This is a genomic window from Gemmatimonas sp. (genome assembly GCF_021298855.1).
In the GTDB taxonomy this organism is placed as follows: domain Bacteria; phylum Gemmatimonadota; class Gemmatimonadetes; order Gemmatimonadales; family Gemmatimonadaceae; genus Gemmatimonas.
Window position 1 is genome coordinate 1 of record NZ_JAJTHI010000038.1, and the last position, 15340, is coordinate 15340.

At 68.4% G+C, this 15340-nt stretch carries 13 protein-coding genes; 7 read left to right on the forward strand and 6 right to left on the reverse strand.

Going from position 1 to position 15340, the window contains the following annotated elements:
* Positions 1 to 211 precede the first annotated feature (211 nt).
* From LW840_RS11985 to LW840_RS11995, 3 genes are all read right to left on the reverse strand, one after another.
* Positions 212 to 2047 carry a hypothetical protein gene (locus LW840_RS11985; protein WP_291277048.1) on the reverse strand — a complete coding sequence of 612 codons (1836 nt, stop codon included), beginning with the start codon at positions 2045 to 2047 and terminating at the stop codon, positions 212 to 214.
* Positions 2048 to 2137: 90 nt separating this feature from the next.
* Positions 2138 to 2764 carry an outer membrane beta-barrel protein gene (locus LW840_RS11990; protein ID WP_291267101.1) on the reverse strand — a complete coding sequence of 209 codons (627 nt, stop codon included), beginning with the start codon at positions 2762 to 2764 and terminating at the stop codon, positions 2138 to 2140.
* A gap of 156 nt (positions 2765 to 2920) precedes the next feature.
* On the reverse strand, positions 2921 to 3658 hold the full coding sequence (locus LW840_RS11995; protein ID WP_291260316.1) for a TerC family protein: 738 nt from the start codon (positions 3656 to 3658) through the stop codon (positions 2921 to 2923).
* Between the two features lie 87 nt (positions 3659 to 3745).
* Here LW840_RS11995 and queC point away from each other — a divergent pair, with 87 nt between their 5' ends.
* From queC to LW840_RS12025, 6 genes are all read left to right on the forward strand, one after another.
* A complete protein-coding gene (gene queC, locus LW840_RS12000; protein ID WP_291260315.1) occupies positions 3746 to 4462 on the forward strand; it encodes a 7-cyano-7-deazaguanine synthase QueC in 717 nt (238 codons plus the stop codon).
* Positions 4463 to 4464: 2 nt separating this feature from the next.
* Positions 4465 to 5103 carry a 7-carboxy-7-deazaguanine synthase gene (gene queE, locus LW840_RS12005; RefSeq protein ID WP_291277049.1) on the forward strand — a complete coding sequence of 213 codons (639 nt, stop codon included), beginning with the start codon at positions 4465 to 4467 and terminating at the stop codon, positions 5101 to 5103.
* A 400-nt stretch (positions 5104 to 5503) separates the two neighbouring features.
* A complete protein-coding gene (locus tag LW840_RS12010; protein WP_291263772.1) occupies positions 5504 to 6046 on the forward strand; it encodes a C40 family peptidase in 543 nt (180 codons plus the stop codon).
* A 293-nt stretch (positions 6047 to 6339) separates the two neighbouring features.
* Entirely contained in the window at positions 6340 to 8397 is a 2058-nt protein-coding gene (locus LW840_RS12015; RefSeq protein ID WP_291277050.1) for a S9 family peptidase, read from the forward strand.
* 26 nt (positions 8398 to 8423) lie between these two features.
* On the forward strand, positions 8424 to 9263 hold the full coding sequence (locus tag LW840_RS12020; RefSeq protein WP_291267098.1) for a YdcF family protein: 840 nt from the start codon (positions 8424 to 8426) through the stop codon (positions 9261 to 9263).
* A 119-nt stretch (positions 9264 to 9382) separates the two neighbouring features.
* Positions 9383 to 10360 (forward strand): hypothetical protein, encoded by a 978-nt coding sequence (locus LW840_RS12025; protein ID WP_291267097.1) that lies wholly within the window; start codon positions 9383 to 9385, stop codon positions 10358 to 10360.
* 129 nt (positions 10361 to 10489) lie between these two features.
* Here LW840_RS12025 and LW840_RS12030 read toward each other — a convergent pair whose 3' ends face one another.
* Genes LW840_RS12030 through LW840_RS12040 form a run of 3 tightly spaced genes read right to left on the reverse strand, consistent with a single transcriptional unit; the run spans position 10490 to position 13705 of the window.
* The gene (locus tag LW840_RS12030) at positions 10490 to 12127 is read right to left on the reverse strand and encodes a hypothetical protein (RefSeq protein ID WP_291277051.1); all 1638 of its coding nucleotides are present in this window, start codon (positions 12125 to 12127) and stop codon (positions 10490 to 10492) included.
* A 10-nt stretch (positions 12128 to 12137) separates the two neighbouring features.
* The gene (locus LW840_RS12035; protein WP_291263777.1) at positions 12138 to 12590 is read right to left on the reverse strand and encodes a DUF983 domain-containing protein; all 453 of its coding nucleotides are present in this window, start codon (positions 12588 to 12590) and stop codon (positions 12138 to 12140) included.
* Complete coding sequence (locus LW840_RS12040; RefSeq protein WP_291273960.1) at positions 12587 to 13705, reverse strand: alpha/beta fold hydrolase; 1119 nt, start codon at positions 13703 to 13705, stop codon at positions 12587 to 12589. Before LW840_RS12040 ends, LW840_RS12035 begins: the two co-directional genes overlap by 4 nt.
* 125 nt (positions 13706 to 13830) lie before the next feature.
* On the opposite strand from LW840_RS12040, the gene LW840_RS12045 reads away from it, so the two are divergent.
* Entirely contained in the window at positions 13831 to 15306 is a 1476-nt protein-coding gene (locus LW840_RS12045; RefSeq protein WP_291277052.1) for a serine/threonine-protein kinase, read from the forward strand.
* Positions 15307 to 15340: the final 34 nt, after the last annotated feature.

A 15340-nucleotide genomic window follows, 5' to 3' on the forward strand; every position in this document is an offset into this window, starting at 1 on the left:
AGTACGGCAGGGATGTGGTCGAACAAAACGGGCGCCACTGCTTCGCAGGGCGCCCGATTTCCTTTGCGGTTGGGACATCGGCGGCGGCGCGCAGCGCACGCCGCCGTGTTGTTTTTCCGCATTCCAGCGTACTGCGTGCTGCAGTTCCTGCCGTCTGCCGTCTGTTGTTTTGGTCGTTGCCGCACGCGCTTGCCGCCGCCCCCCGCCCCCCTCACCGCCGCGGACGCACGTTGATCCTTTGCGTGGTGGAGTCGGTGATGCCGGCGCCGCTCACCATGAGCGTGAGCTGATACTCGCCCGCCGGTACGTTGGGGAAGTTCAGCGTGAGGCTGCGCCCGGCTCCACCATCGGGACGCCCGTTGTCATTGTAGCGAATGGACACCGGCGTGAGCGCCTTGGACAGCCCGATGGACGACCCCAACCGCTGCATGAAGCTCGCCCCCAGTCGCGTGGCGCGCAGTGACACCTGCAGCGGCGCGGCGGGGCTCGCCTGCCGATACATCTCCCAGTAAATGCCGATCTGCGTACCGCCTTCGATTTCGAGCGAGCCGTACGCCTGCCCGGCATTACGCTCGAGGCTGGGCGTGGGCGACGGATCACCGCGCTGCAGCAGCAGATAGTCGGAGAGGCGCACCTCGCCGGTGAGCGGCTGTACCGTGGTGCGCACGCGCGCCACCCGCTTCCCCACCGGCGCCAGCACCTCGAGGCTCGCCAGCGACGGACGCATGAGCGGTACCAGCAGCGCCCCGTTGGCGCCGGCACTGTCCTTCGTCACCGTGCGCGCGGGGGTGTCGTCGAGGCGGTCCACCGTAAGCCCCGCCATGTACGGTGCGCGTCCCATTTCGAGCTCGCGCATGAGCCGATAGCCGCCCGCCAGCAACGTGGTGTCACCCCGGCGGAAGCGCGCGAACTGATGCGGCAGCGCCCCGTAGCCGGCGGCGTAGCGCGTGCTGTAGCGCATGCGCGCCTTCTTGCGCCGCGGATCCCAGTCGGCCGACGTGGACGTGATCGGATTCTCGATCGCCTCCACGGTGGGCATGAAGTCGTAGCTGGGCGTGGGCTCGTGCCCGATGACCTGCGGCGGGCGCGGGTCGGCCACCCCACCGTTCTGCACCGACCACGCGGTGGGCCAACCGTAGCGTACCTGCGACTCGAGCAGGTCATCGCCCCACTGCAGGTCGTACGGAATGCGCCCCAGCGCGTGCACGCGCGACATGGTGCGCCGCGCGTAGAACTCGTTGCGCAGGTCGTTGCCCGGCAGCATCCAGAGCGGCTGCGCGAGACGGAAGATACGCTCGTTGCGCGCACGGCGGCCGTCGCACCCCAGCCCCTTGTAGCTCGCATGCTGGAACGGGTCGAGCCACATGGTGATGTCGGTCCACTCACACCGCTGGTCGGCGGGCATGGCCGCGAGCGCCCGCTCGAACGCCTGTCCGCTGGCGACATGCTGGTTGGCATTGTGCAGCGCGAGTCCCCGCAGCGCCTGACACCACCATTCGGTGCCGCCGCACGCGCGCGCCGCCACGATGGCGGTGTCCACGAAGCCGCCCTCGATGGCATAGCGTACGCGCATGCCGCTCACCCAATCATCTTTGGGGTCGGCCGCCTGCGCCCGCCCCAGCAGCTCCATCAGCTGCTCGCGCTCCAGCTTCGCATCGGCCCGCTCGGCCGGCGGCGGCACGTCGCCGTTGTTGTTCCAGTAGCAGATGCGCCCCAGCGGCACTTCGCAGGTGGCATCGGCACCGCCGTTGTAGAAGCGCAGCCCCAACCGATGGTTGCGCTCGAAGGCATCCTGCAGCCCGCGTGCCTGCGAGCCCAGCGCGCCGACACTGCTGGGCGAGCCGCGCAGCGGATCGCGCGATGGCGCTGGACGGGTGCTGTCGGCGGCAGCGGGTGGCGTATTGTTGGCCTGGGCGGCGGCCGAGCGCGACGCGCCGGCGCCCGCCATGATGGCGAGCACCGGCAGAATCCGGTGAAGCAGACGGAGACGGGTGCGGCGCACGCCGCTGGCGCGACGTGATCCTGTGGTGAACGCGAGCTGATCCACGTGACTGTCCGGAGAAAGTGCCTGCCGCTGCAGAACGTACCGCTGCAACCTACCGACCCGACGCCGGCACCGGGATCACGCCGCGCACCGTCAGAAGCGCAGCTTCACACCCGCCGTCAGCGCCCAGTTGTGCGCCAGGTTGCCCTCGGCGCGAAACCCGATGGCGTCTTCCGAGTTGAAGCGGCCAATCCAGTCCTTCGCCTGGACGCGGATCAGCAACCCGTCGGACACCCCTACATCCACCCCTACACCGGCCGTGTAGGCGACGTTCGACGAACGCGCCTCGAGCACCCGGACCTGCAGATCGTTGGTCATGCCGCCAATGCCGCCCTGCACGAACGGCGCAATGCCCTGTGAACGGCCGGCAAGGCCGCCAAGTTCGAGGCCGACATCGTACAGCCAAATGTTGGCCGACCCCACATTGATGCCGAGGTTGAGCGGCCCCCCAATTCGCAGATCCCCTGAGGCATAGGCCAGGTTGCCCACCAGCGACACGCCACGGGTGAGCGGAATGCCCCCCTGCACCCCCACCATGGGGGCATTGGTGGCGGCAATGTTGGTACCCACCGGCCCGTCATACCAGTTGCCGGTGAGCAGCACGCCGGCGTACGGGGTGAGGTGCGCGCCAACACCGGTTTGCGCCCGCAGCGCCGAGCCGGCAACGAGGGTCGAGGCGGCAGCGGCGCCGGCCACGAAGCGAACGACCGAGGACATCATGGAGACTCCGAATTGAGGGACATGCCCCCACAGCGCAGAGGAGGGGCCAGCGGCGCTGACGCCCGCAAGTACTTGCAGGAAAGCAACTTGCCAATATGCGCCGGCTCTGGCTGTCCACTTACGTGGACAGCGTGATGCCCGCTATGCGGGAAGGGGTCAGGCACCCGTCCTGCGTACCGCCCCCTCCTTCTTCCGCACCCGGATGTTCAGCATCTCCACCAGGACCGAGAAGGCCATGGCCGCGTAGGTATAGCCCTTGGGGATGTGCTGCCCCATGCCCTCAGCCACCAGGTTGGTGCCGATGAGGACGAGGAACGCCAGCGCCAGCATCTTCACCGTGGGGTGGCGATCCACGAAGTCGCTGATCGGGCGCGCCGCCACGAGCATCACCGCCAGCGCCACCACATTGGCGAGGATCATGATGCTCACCTCGTCGGCCATGCCCACCGCGGTGATCACGGAGTCGAGCGAGAACACGATGTCGAGCACCATGATCTGGGCGATGGTGGTCCAGAGCGAACGGACGGCGCGGGCGGCCTGCTCCTGCTCTTCGTCGGGTCCTTCCAGCTTGTGATGGATCTCCATGGTGGCCTTGCCGATGAGAAACAGGCCGCCGAGCAGCAGAATGAGATCGCGCCCCGAGATGTCGTGCCCCAGCACCGCGAAGAGCGGCCGCGTGAGTTGCATGACCCAGGTGATGGAGAGCAGCAGCAGAATGCGGGTGACGAACGCCCCCGCCAGCCCCAGCGAGCGGGCCTTGGGCTGCTCCTCCGGCGGCAATTTGCCGGAGAGAATGGAGATGAAAATGATGTTGTCGATGCCGAGCACGATCTCGAGCACCGACAGCGTGAGCAGGGAAATCCACGCCTGCGTATCGGAAATCCAGTCGAACATGTGGGAACACTCGCCAAGTGAGGCGGCCGGGGCAATTGGACGGCGAGCTCACGCCCGCCAGACGGCCTCCGTTAGTTTTCGCGCGATATGACTGGTGAACCGAACTCGGCCCCGTCGGGGCGCCCTGCCGTCGTGCTGCTCTCCGGCGGACTCGACTCCACGACGGTACTGGCCGTGGCCAAACGGGAAGGGTACACGCCCCACGCCATGACCTTCCGGTATGGCCAGCGGCATTCGGTGGAGATTGACGCGGCGCGGCGGGTGGCTCACGCCATGGGGGTGGCGCACCACGTGGTGGTGGACATTGACCTGCGGCAGTGGGGCGGCTCGGCGCTGACCGCCGACATGGCGGTGCCCAAGGACCGCGATGTGGACCAGTCGGCCAACGAGATTCCGGTTACGTACGTACCGGCGCGCAACACGATTTTCCTGTCGTTCGCGCTGGCGTGGGCGGAGGTGCTGGGGGCGGATGCCATCTTCATCGGGGTCAACGCGCTCGACTATTCGGGGTATCCCGATTGCCGCCCCGAGTACGTGGCCGCCTTCGAGCAGATGGCCAACCTGGCCACGGCGGCCGGCGTGCAGGGCACGTCGCGGCTGCGCATCCATGCGCCGCTGCAGCATCTCACCAAGGCCCAGATCGTGACCCTCGGGCAGGGCCTGGGCGTGGATTACAGTCTGACCACGAGCTGCTACGACCCTGCAGCCGATGGTACCGCCTGCGGGCATTGCGACGCCTGTCAGCTGCGGCTGCGCGGCTTTGCCGACGCCGGCGCGCGGGACCCCATCGCGTACGCGAGCTGACGGTGGCGTACACGGTCAAGGAGTGCTTCTACACCCTGCAGGGCGAAGGGGTGAACGCCGGGCGGGCGGCGGTGTTCTGCCGCTTTTCGGGGTGCAACCTGTGGACGGGGCGCGAGGCCGATCGCGAGCAGGCGGTGTGCACCTTCTGCGATACCGATTTCGTGGGGGTTGGCCCCGATGGGGGCAAGTTCAGCACGGCCAAGGAGTTGGCGGCCTTCGTGAAGAGCCGGTGGCCGGGCGATGCGCCCGCCGACGTGAGGCCGTTCGTGGTGTGCACCGGGGGCGAGCCGCTGCTGCAGCTGGACGCCGAGGCGGTGGCAGCGCTGCACGCCGTGGGGTTCGAGGTGGCGGTCGAGACCAACGGCACGCAGCCGGCGCCTGATGGGCTCGACTGGGTATGCGTGAGTCCCAAAGCCAACGCCCCGGTGGTGCTCACCACCGGGGACGAGATCAAGCTGGTGTACCCGCAGCCGCTGGCCATGCCCGAGCGGTTCGAGGGGTTGGCGTTTCGCCACTTTCTGCTGCAGCCCATGGACGGGCCGGACCAGGCGGCCAATACCCGCGCCGCGCTGGCGTACTGCCTGGCGCACCCCCGTTGGAGGCTGTCGGTGCAGACCCACAAGGTGGTGGGGATTCGGTAGGAGAGGCACGCGGAGGCCCAAGTGGCAGGCCACCGGCCACCGGCCACCGGCAACCGGCCACCGGCAACCGGCAACCGGCAACCGGCAACCGGCAACCGGCAACCGGCAACCCGCAACTCGAAACTCCCCGATGTACGCGAGATATCGCCGATCTACGGGGAGTTTCGGGTTACGGGTTACGGGTTACGGGTTTCGGGTTTCGGGTTTCGGGTTTCGGGTTTCGGGTTTCGGGTTTCGGGAATGCCGCCCTGCACCACACCGTTCCCGCCGCGTGACGTTTCAGGCTGGTGCATTGGCCGGCTCGTACATACCTTGACCGTCGCTCGTCTATAAGGTCCGAGCCTGCCAGATCACCGTCCGCGCCCTCTTCGTGACTCCACGCCTCCGCCTTTTGTTTCCCGTGCTCGCCGCCGCGCTCGTCGCGACGTCGTCGGCACAGGCGCAGGGTGTGGGTGGGGCTGCCCTTGAATCGAAGAAGCCGTTCGCGGCGTTCAATGCGTCGGCCGAGCGGTTGCGCGACAGCATCGTGTCCAAGGCCCGCGGTTCGGTGGGGACACGCTACAAGCTGGGGGGCACGAAGCCCGGTATCGGTCTCGACTGCAGTGGTCTGGTGCGCTACGCCATGGGCGTGCTCGACGTGGTGCTGCCGCGCACGGCGCAGGGGCAGGCCGGCGCCGGTGCCGAGGTCCCCAGGGATGTGGCGGCGCTCAAGCCCGGCGACGTGCTCACGTTCGGGCGCGGTTCACGCATCTCGCACGTGGGCATCTACGTGGGCGACGGCAAGATGATTCACGCCAGCACGTCCCAGCGCCGCGTCATCGAGACGTCCATCACCAAGCGCAACCCCCTCATTCGCCAGTGGAAGGGCGTGCGCCGGTTCGTCGACACCAACTCGGTGCGCCTGCGCGACAGCCTGCTGGCCATGGCGGACTCGCTGCGCTGAGGTCGGCTTCAGCGTTTTGGGTGGTACGCGGCGCGCCTTCGGCGCGCCGCTTTTGTTTGCAGGGGAGGGAGCAGGGAGCAGGGGAAGAGGAGGCGGGCAGCAGGGGCGCCCCCTCTTCCCCGTTCCCCCTGACCGTCTGCCCCCTGCTCCCTCCCTTGTCAACAAAGGCCGCGCCGCAGGCGCGGCCACCCCTTCCCACCGCACCGCACGGTTGCGGCAACGGCGCCCGGCGCGCACCGTTGCGGCAGTGCCCGTGCACACGGGCATCCCGCCTCAACCGGAGATCCCTCCTGATGCAGCAACTGACCCGTCCGTGGCGGCGCGTGTGGCTCGTGGCCGCGCTCGCCCTCCCCGCTACGCTCGCCCCGTCATCTCACCTGCTGGCGCAGGGCGCGCCGCCCAAGGATCGCCTCACCCTTGCCGACTACTTCAACTGGGAAGATGTCGGCAACCCCGCGCTCTCCCCTGATGGCCGGCAGGTGCTGTACACGCGTACCTGGATCGACCAGCTGAACGATCGGCGCGAATCGTCGGTGTGGATCATGAACGCCGACGGCACGAGGAACCGCTTCCTCGTGAAGGGGTCGGACGCCCGCTGGAGCCCAGACGGCACCCGCATCGCCTATGTGGCCCCGGGTGAACCGGGCGGGGCGCAGCTGTGGGTGCGCTACATGGACGCCGAAGGGGCAACCACGCAGATCACGCGACTCACCGAAGCGCCGAGCGAAATCGAGTGGAGCCCCGACGGCAAGTCCATCGCCTTCGGCATGCTCGTGCGTCAGAGCGACGACTGGCGCATTGCCATGCCCGCCGCACCACGCGGTGCGAAGTGGGTGGAACCGCCGCGCGTGGTGACCAAGGTGCGCTACCGCGCCGACCGGCAGGGCTTCCTGGAGAACGGACTGCGTCAGCTGTTCACCGTACCCGCCGATGGCGGAACGCCGCGCCAGATCACCAGCGGAGAGTGGCCCGCCAACGGCAACAGCTGGACGCCCGACGGCAAGGCGCTGCTGTTCACCTCCAATCGCGTGGCCGACGCCGAGTACACCTGGCGCCAGAGCGACATCTACAAGGTGGACGTGGCCAGCGGCACCGTGACGCCGCTGACGAAGCGCAATGGCCCCGACGGCAGCCCCGTGCCCAGCCCCGATGGCCGCTACATCGCGTACACCGGGTACGACAGCACCGACGCCACCTGGAAGGACGCGATCCTGTACGTGATGGATGCCGACGGCAGCAACCCGCGCGCGCTCACCGAAAAGCTCGACCGCTCGCCGGCCGGCATGATGTGGGCGCCCGATGCGTCAGGCGTGTACTTCAACGCCGAGAACGAAGGCTCCCGCCACCTGTACTTTGCGTCACTCAAGGGTGAGGTGCGTCAGGTGACCAAGGGGGCGCAGGTGCTCACCGTGACCGATCTCGGCAAGTCGTTCCTCGCCGTGGGGACCATGAGCACCGCATCGCGTCCCACCGATATCGTGGCCTTCGACGTGCGCACCCCCGCGCCGCGGTGGCTCACCGACGTGAACGGCGACGTGCTGGCCGGCAAGCAGCTCGCGACCACCGAGGAGGTCTGGTACACCTCCGTGGATGGCTACAAGATCCAGGGGTGGATCGTGAAGCCCGCCGACTTCGATCCGAAGAAGAAGTACCCGCTCATGCTCGAGATTCACGGCGGCCCGCACAGCATGTACAACGTGGGCTTCAGCTTCGCGCGCCAGGATCACGCGGCCAACGGGTATCTCATCCTGTACACCAATCCGCGCGGCAGCACCGGCTACGGCAGCGCCTTCGGCAACGCCATCAAGAACGCGTATCCCGGCAAGGACTACGATGATCTCATGGCGGGCGTGGATACCGTCATCAACCGCGGCTACGTGGACCGCAACCGCCTGTACGTCTTCGGCTGCTCGGGCGGCGGCGTGCTCACCAGCTGGATCGTGGGGCACACGAACCGCTTCGCTGCGGCGAGTGCCAACTGCCCGGTCACGAACTGGCTGAGCTTCGTGGGCACCACCGACGGCTCCAGCTGGTACTACAACTTCGCCAAGTATCCGTGGGATGACCCGAGCGAGCACCTCAAGCGGTCACCGCTCATGTATGTGGGCAACGTGCAGACGCCCACCATGCTCATGACGGGCGTGAACGACCTGCGTACCCCCATGGGGCAAACCGAGGAGTACTATGAGGCGCTCAAGATCCGCAAAGTGCCCACCGCGATGATCCGCTTCAACAATGAATGGCACGGGACGAGCTCGACCCCGTCCAACTTCCTGCGCACCCAGCTCTATCTGCGCAGCTGGTTCGAGAAGTACACCCAGCCGCCCGCGGCGAAGGTCACGCAGGAGTGACCGCATGGTGAACGGCTGGAGAAGGTGTGAGTGATCTGCTGTTCCGGGGGCGCGGCGCCGATGTGGGCGTGCGCGCCCCCGCGTGGCGAGTGCGGCTCGCCGGGGCGCTGCTGGGACTGTTCCTCATGGAGCTGCTCTGGTCGCTGGGGGTGCTGTCGCTGCTGGGCGTGGGCGGTCTGATCACCCGCGCCGTCTTCCTGTTTGGCGGGGCACTGCTCGCCACCTCGGCCTGGGGGGCGTGGCTGTGGATGGCCACGGCGTGCGTGGTACTGGTGCACGGCGTCGTGGCGTACACCCCGCTGGCCAGCACGCTGTTTCAGCCGTTCGTGCGGCGTGACGCCCCCATGGCCGGCGCCCCGCCCGATGCCGTGGTCGTGTTCTCCGGCACCGTGACGCCGGAAGGGCGCGTCATGGGGCAGGCCCTGGAACGGCTGCTGTCCGGGGTGAGCGAGGCCAAACGCCGCGCCATTCCCACCATCGCGCTCTCCGTGGTGGGTGACGAGCGCGACGCCAGCATTCCCAACTCCGAGCGGGACCAGCGGGAACTCGTGGGCGCCTTTGCCCCGGAGCTGCAGCTCAAGTTCGTGGCGAATGTGCACAGCTCGCGAGACGAGGCGCTGGCCTTCGCGGCACTGGCGCGCACCCACGGCTGGCGTCGCGTGGTGGCCATCACGTCGGCCTCGCACACCCGCCGCGCCTGTGCCGCCCTCGAGCATGAGGGGCTGGCCGTGGAGTGCCTGCCAGCCATTTCCCGCAGCTTTGCCCCCTCGCGGCTGGAGAGCGCCAGCGACCGCCGCGCCGCCTTCCGCGAGGTCCTCTACGAAACGGCGGCCTCCCTGCTCTATCGGGCGCGGGGCTGGATGTAGCGGGGGCATGGCCGCGCCGGCCCGGGACAAGCGGTGTGATTTACCTCACAGGCCGATGCACGTTTTGTGACAGAAGGTACTTTCAGGTGCTGGCCGCGCCCGGTACGTTCTTCCGAACGATGGCTCTCCTCTCCAACCCGTCAATCATGCACCGCTTTCGTGTTCGCCAGCGCGCTTCCGCCGCTGCGGTGTTTCTTTCGGCGCTGACGCTCGGCGCCTGCACCGACACCGCGTCCCTTGCGCGCGCCGACTCCCTGGCCGCCGCGCTGGCGTCGGCCACCGCCGAGCGTGACTCCCTGCAGGGGCTCGTGGCCGGCTCCGTGGCCGAAAAAGACCGGGCGCTCGCACAGGTGGTCGAAGCGTCCAAGTTCGCCGACCAGGTGGATGCCGAACTGCGCCTCGTACGCGGCATCAGCTCCAAGGTGGGCGTCAACACGAGCGACGAATCGGGGAAGACCGAGGCCGCGGCAGCCCAGAAGGACATCCTCGACCGCCTCACGCAGATGCGCCAGCGCCTGAACGCCCGCCAGGCGCAGGTACGGGCGCTCCTCGACACGCTGCGCACCATGCGTGCCGACTCGACCGCCGCCGCCACGCTGCTGGCTGATCTCAACTCGCGCCTCGAACAGCGGGACAAGGAAATCGCGGTGTTCCAGGAGGAGATCCGCTCGCTGCGCACGGCGAACGAGCAGCTGACCGCCGAGAAGGCCGTGCTCACCGACACCGTGAAGGCGATGGATGTGCGTGAGAACCGGGTGTTCTACGTCGTGGGCACACGCCGCCAGCTGCTCGCCGACGGCGTGGTGACCGAAGAGGGTGGCTCGCGCGGACTGCTCATCGTGAAGCTCGGGAAGACGCTGGTACCGGCCCGCTCCCTCAACGAAGCGCGGTTTACTCGCGCCGATCGCCGCGAGGTGCTCACCATTCCACTGCCGCGCAACGACCGCCCCTATCGCATCGTGTCCCGCCATGACGCCGGGCTCATCGAAGCGGCCAAGAAGGAGAAGGACGGTTCGTTCCGCGGAGAGAACATCCGCATCACCGATCCGGCCAAGTTCTGGGCGGCGTCGCGGTACCTGATCATCACGGAGAAGTAACGGCCGCGCGGTAGCGCGGCCGTTGATGACAAGGGAGGGAGCAGGTGGCAGGGGGTCAGGGGGCGAGGCGGAAGGGGATTTCCCTTCGGCCTCGCCCCCTTCCGCATGCCCCTGTGCCCTTCGCCCTCATCACCGGCCCGCTGCTCCCTGCCGCGAAAACCGTCGGCACACCAGCAGCAGCACGGCACTGACCGCGGTCCAGTACGCGCCGCGCTGAAGGAGCGGTGCCCACGCCACCACACCATCGATGAGCAGGGGCGGCGGTTCCGCGAAGCGTACCCACCAGGCGCTCACCCCTTGACCATCCAGCACCACCGCCAGCACCCAGCCGGTAATGAGCAGCAGGTGCGCCGCCACCTTGTGGTCGAGCAGCAGGTGCACGGCGAGCGACAGCAGCGTGAGCTGCGCAAAGGGCAGCCAGAGCACGAACAGGCTCCACGCCACCCATTGGGCCAGCCACGCGGCACCGTGCGTGGTGGAGGCATCGCCGCGGAAGGCCGCCACCAGTAGCGCCGACACGGCCAGCGGCAGCACGATGCGCCCCTGCGCCAGCAACAGCCCCTGCACGCGCCCCAGCAGCAGCGCCGTACGCGATACCGGCAGGGCGGCCACCACCTCGTGCACGCGCACATCGCGATCTCGCCACACGAGTTCGCCGGCATACACGGTGGCCAGCAGGATGAGGAATAGGCGCGCGTGTTCGCTGACAAGCAGCAGGACGGCCACGAAGGGCGGTTCGCCCGCGGTCCTCGTGATGGGTCGCGCTGCCGCGTTGGCCGTGGCATTGAGTACCGCCAGCACACGGACAATGCGCCAGCCGCCATCGTGCACCATCCATGAGGCGGTGAAGCGGCGCAGCGAGGCGACGGCCGACGAGGCCCGTGAGAGGGTGCGTGTGGCATGGGCGTCGCGCATTGGCGACTCCGCACGGACCGGTTCGGTGAACGCCAGCGCGGCGTAGCGCCGCAGCACCAGCAGCAGCAGCGCAAGCGAGAGGGCGCTCCAGAGCAGGCGATTGGCAGCGATCACGCCGCGCCACGGCACCACGTCCGCAGTGCGCGCCGCTTCGCTCCACGCGCGTGTGGCCACCAGCACCGGTGCATTGCCGAAGGGGTCCAGCAGGGCGCCCACCGTGGCGACCGCCGGCTGCGCCGCCAGCGCCAGCGCCAGTTGCCAGAGTCCCACCAGCGCCAGTGCCGCCGCCAGCACTCCCAGCACGCGCCGCGTGATCAGCGCGGCACTTGCCAGCAGGATGGTGACCGTGAACACGGTGGGCACGGTGATGAGCAGGTAGGCACGTGCGCCCCCCTGCGCTGCGGCCCCCACGGCGCCGCCGGCGAGTGCGGTGCCCACCACCACCCCCAGCGGCATGGCGGCATACACGGCCAGCATCACCACCAGCGCCGCTGCCAGCCGCGCCAGAAACCAGGTGCGCGGATCGAGCCCACTCGTGGCCACGAGCGCCCGCGTGCGCTGCGCTTCGTCGCGCAGCATGGCGGTGGTGGCGATCATGGTGGTGATCACCTGACCGAACGCGGTGAGACCGCCGAACGCGAGCAGCAGCGCCCACGGGGCGGTGCGCGGCACGGCGCCGCGGTTGCCGACCAGCTCCACCGCACTGGACGACGCGTACCCCAGCGCCAGCAGAAAGAAGACGAGCGCATAGAGCGTGGTGAGCGGCTCGCGCTGCTGCGCCCGCACCTCGAACCAGAGCACCGCGCGAACGTGTGTCCATCGCCGCAGCCCCGACGTACTGGTGCGCTTCATGGGCGCCAGGTCAGAGGTGCGGGAGCTCCCGGTCGCCCACGTCGCCGCCACGCTGGTGCCACTCGAGCTCCTCGCGCGTGAGCGGACGCATGGCCAGGTCCACCGCCAGCCACGTGGTCTTGGCGAACGGATAACAGAGCAGGCACCCCGCCAGCATGAGGGCGCCGGTCACGTACGTGAGCAGATCCCAGGGGGGATCGGGCCACGTGAACACCACGAAGGCGCACACGCACACGAACAGAATGAGTTCGACCGCGATGAGGTTGAACAGGTAGGCGCCAACGAAGTAGTCGGCTTCGCCGCGCTCCATGCGCAACCCGCAACCAGGGCAGTTGGTCTTGAGCTGAAAGAAGGACGCGAAGATGCGACCGCCGCCGCAGTGCGGGCAGCGCAACCGCAGCGCCCGGGTCATGAGCTGCGTGACCGAGGCGCGCGGCAGGTCGAGCGCCAGCGTGGCCGTCATCGCTGCGGCAACGTGGTGAGAAACTCGCGCAGGTACGCTCCCCAGACGCGCGGGAGCGAATGCGTGCCATGACCGCGGGTCTCCGGCCCGATGGGCAGCAGAATGAAGCGGGTCTTCGGCATGCGCGCCGCCAGCGCCTCGGCGAGCCCCAGCTCCGGGGGATTCACCTGATCATCGGCGGAGTTGATGAAGAGCGCCGGTGCACTGATGCGGGCCAGATGCGGCGACGGATCGTAGTCGCGCGACGCGTCGAACTGATACAGGAAATCGTTGGCGTCGGTACTGCGCATGCGGGCGTCGAGGTAGGCGCGAATGACCGAATCGGCCTGGTCGCGCGTGGGCGCCTGCGCCTGCTGCACGAGCGGTGCACTCGACATGATGTACAGCATCATCTGCGCCGCCCGTAGTCCCGGCGGCTGGCTGGTGTAGTTGCCGCCGTTCCACGCCGGGTCGGCGCGAATCGCGTCCATGGCCATCGTGCGGATCATGCGGTTGCGGCCGGCAATCTGCGTGGGCACGCAGGCAAACGGCGCCAGCCCGTCCATGAACGTGGGATAGCTGTACCCCCACATCCATCCGTGCATGCACCCCATGGACGTGCCCATGATGAGGCGCAGGTGGTTCACCCCCAGATGTTCGGTGACCAGCCGATACTGCGCCGCCACCATGTCGGCGTAGCCGTACCGGGGGAACGCCGCCTTGAGCCCGCTGCTGGGCTTGCTTGACCCGCCGTGACCAATGCCGTCGGGGAGGATGATGTAGTACCGGCTGCTGTCGAGCAGCTGCCCGGGCCCGAACAGCTCCCCCGCGTAGCTGGCCGACAGGAAGCCGCGCCCGCTGCCACCGGTGCCGTGCAGAATGAGCACGGCGTTGCGCACCACCCCGCGGCTGTCGCGCTGCGGACGTCCCAGCGTGGTGTAGTGCAGCGTGAGTTCGGGGAGGGTATCACCGGTACGAAACACGAAGTTCCGCACCCGATAGTCGCCCTGGGTGCCGGCCTGGGACCAGCCGGAAGCGGGTTGCGCAGGAAGCGGCCGCACGGCGAGGGCGGCGCAGACGGCGAGCGTCGTGAGGGCAAGCGCACGGCGCGAAATCGGGGATCGGGTACGTAGCATGATCTGGAAGATACCGAAACGCACCGGCAGCGCAGTACCGACGCGCGGCCCGGGCACAAATGGTGACCGTCGGGCCAGGTGCGCGGTGCTTGCCATCCGGTTCCTCGCCTGTAGCTTCGCTTGCTGTGAGTGCCACCCAGGTCTGCCCCCTGTGCGGGGCCGAATACGACGAGGGCATCGGGTTCTGTTCGCAGGACGGTACCCCGCTGGTCCCGCAATCCGAAGCCAACCTCATCGGCAAGATGGTGGGCGGCCGGTACCGCATCATCCAGCAGCTGGGTGAGGGGGGGATGGGACAGGTGTATCTGGCCGAGCATGTGCGCATGAAGCGCAAGAGCGCCATCAAGATCATGCGACCGGCACTGGTGCACGAACCGGAGGCGTTGCAGCGCTTCACCCGCGAAGCCGAGAATGCCTCGAAGATTTCGCACCCCAATGTCGCGAGCATCTTCGACTTCGGTGAAACCGACGAGGGGCTGGTGTACCTCGCCATGGAGTACATCGAAGGGGAGGCGCTCTCGACGCTGCTCAAGCGCGAGATTGCCATGCACCCGGTGGTGGGGGCCGACATCGTGGCGCAGGCCGCCGACGCGCTGCAGGCCGCGCATGATTTGGGGATCCTGCACCGCGATATCAAGCCCGACAACATCATGATCGCCAAGCGCCCCGACGGCACGTTCGTCGTGAAGCTGGTGGATTTCGGCATTGCGCGCACGATGGAGCGCGGCACGCAGCAGGTCACGCGGACGGGCTTCGCGGTGGGGACCCCCGAGTACATGTCGCCGGAGCAGCTGTCGGGGGATGTGCTGGACTCGCGCTCCGACCAATACTCGCTGGCGCTGGTGGCGTTCATTGCGCTTACGGGGCACGAGGCCTTCGCCAATGCCTCGTCGAAGGAGTCGCTCATTGCCCGGCTCACGAGCCGGCCGCGCCGCCTCGAGGAAGTGCGGGACGATCTCGACTGGCCGAACAGCTTGCAGGCGGTGTTCGATAAGGCGCTGGCTCCCGATCCGGGCGACCGCTATCCCTCTGTGGCGGAGTTCGGGGTGGCGCTGGCGAACGCCGTGGAGGAGATGACGCCCACGCAGACGGCGGAGATGTACCGGCACGCGCTGGGGCAGCGCATGCTGCATGTGGCGTCGCGCACCCCGGTGGACAACTCGAGTCTGCGCACGCCGGCCAAGGCCGTCTCCACGCAGAAGACCAAGGCGCAGAAGGCGGAGGCCAAGCGCCGCAAGGACCCGGTGGCGGTGCGGCGCCGGCAGTCGATCTTCCCCTACATCGTCATGGCCGGCGCCATGACGTACGGCGTGTGGTTCTACGGTTCGAAGCAGCCGTCGGGGCTGGCGCGCGAATTGGCCGACCAGATCAGCGCCATGGGCGCGTCGGCGAAGGCGATGGTGGGGAAGGTCACCGGCGGCAAGGCCGACAGCGTCTCGTCGGCGACAACGACGGCTCCGGCCGCGGCCGCGTCGCGCAAGCCAAGGAAGAAGGTGGCGGCGGACAGTGGCGCGAGCGCCACCCCGGGGGCCGATACACAGGCGGCGCCGAGCGCGGATACGGCGGCGCCGGTGGTGGTGCCGCCGGATACGACGGGGTAGCGGCGGCCTGAAGGCCGCTGACGGCGTAAAGAGT

Coding starts and splice junctions, on each gene's coding strand:
- LW840_RS12035 (WP_291263777.1), bottom strand. CDS start 12,590: ATGACGGCCACGCTGGCGCTCGACCTGCCGCGCGCCTCGGTCACGCAG.
- LW840_RS11995 (WP_291260316.1), bottom strand. CDS start 3,658: ATGTTCGACTGGATTTCCGATACGCAGGCGTGGATTTCCCTGCTCACG.
- LW840_RS12025 (WP_291267097.1), top strand. CDS start 9,383: ATGGCTCTCCTCTCCAACCCGTCAATCATGCACCGCTTTCGTGTTCGC.
- LW840_RS12015 (WP_291277050.1), top strand. CDS start 6,340: ATGCAGCAACTGACCCGTCCGTGGCGGCGCGTGTGGCTCGTGGCCGCG.
- LW840_RS12040 (WP_291273960.1), bottom strand. CDS start 13,705: ATGCTACGTACCCGATCCCCGATTTCGCGCCGTGCGCTTGCCCTCACG.
- LW840_RS11990 (WP_291267101.1), bottom strand. CDS start 2,764: ATGATGTCCTCGGTCGTTCGCTTCGTGGCCGGCGCCGCTGCCGCCTCG.
- LW840_RS12030 (WP_291277051.1), bottom strand. CDS start 12,127: ATGAAGCGCACCAGTACGTCGGGGCTGCGGCGATGGACACACGTTCGC.
- queC (WP_291260315.1), top strand. CDS start 3,746: ATGACTGGTGAACCGAACTCGGCCCCGTCGGGGCGCCCTGCCGTCGTG.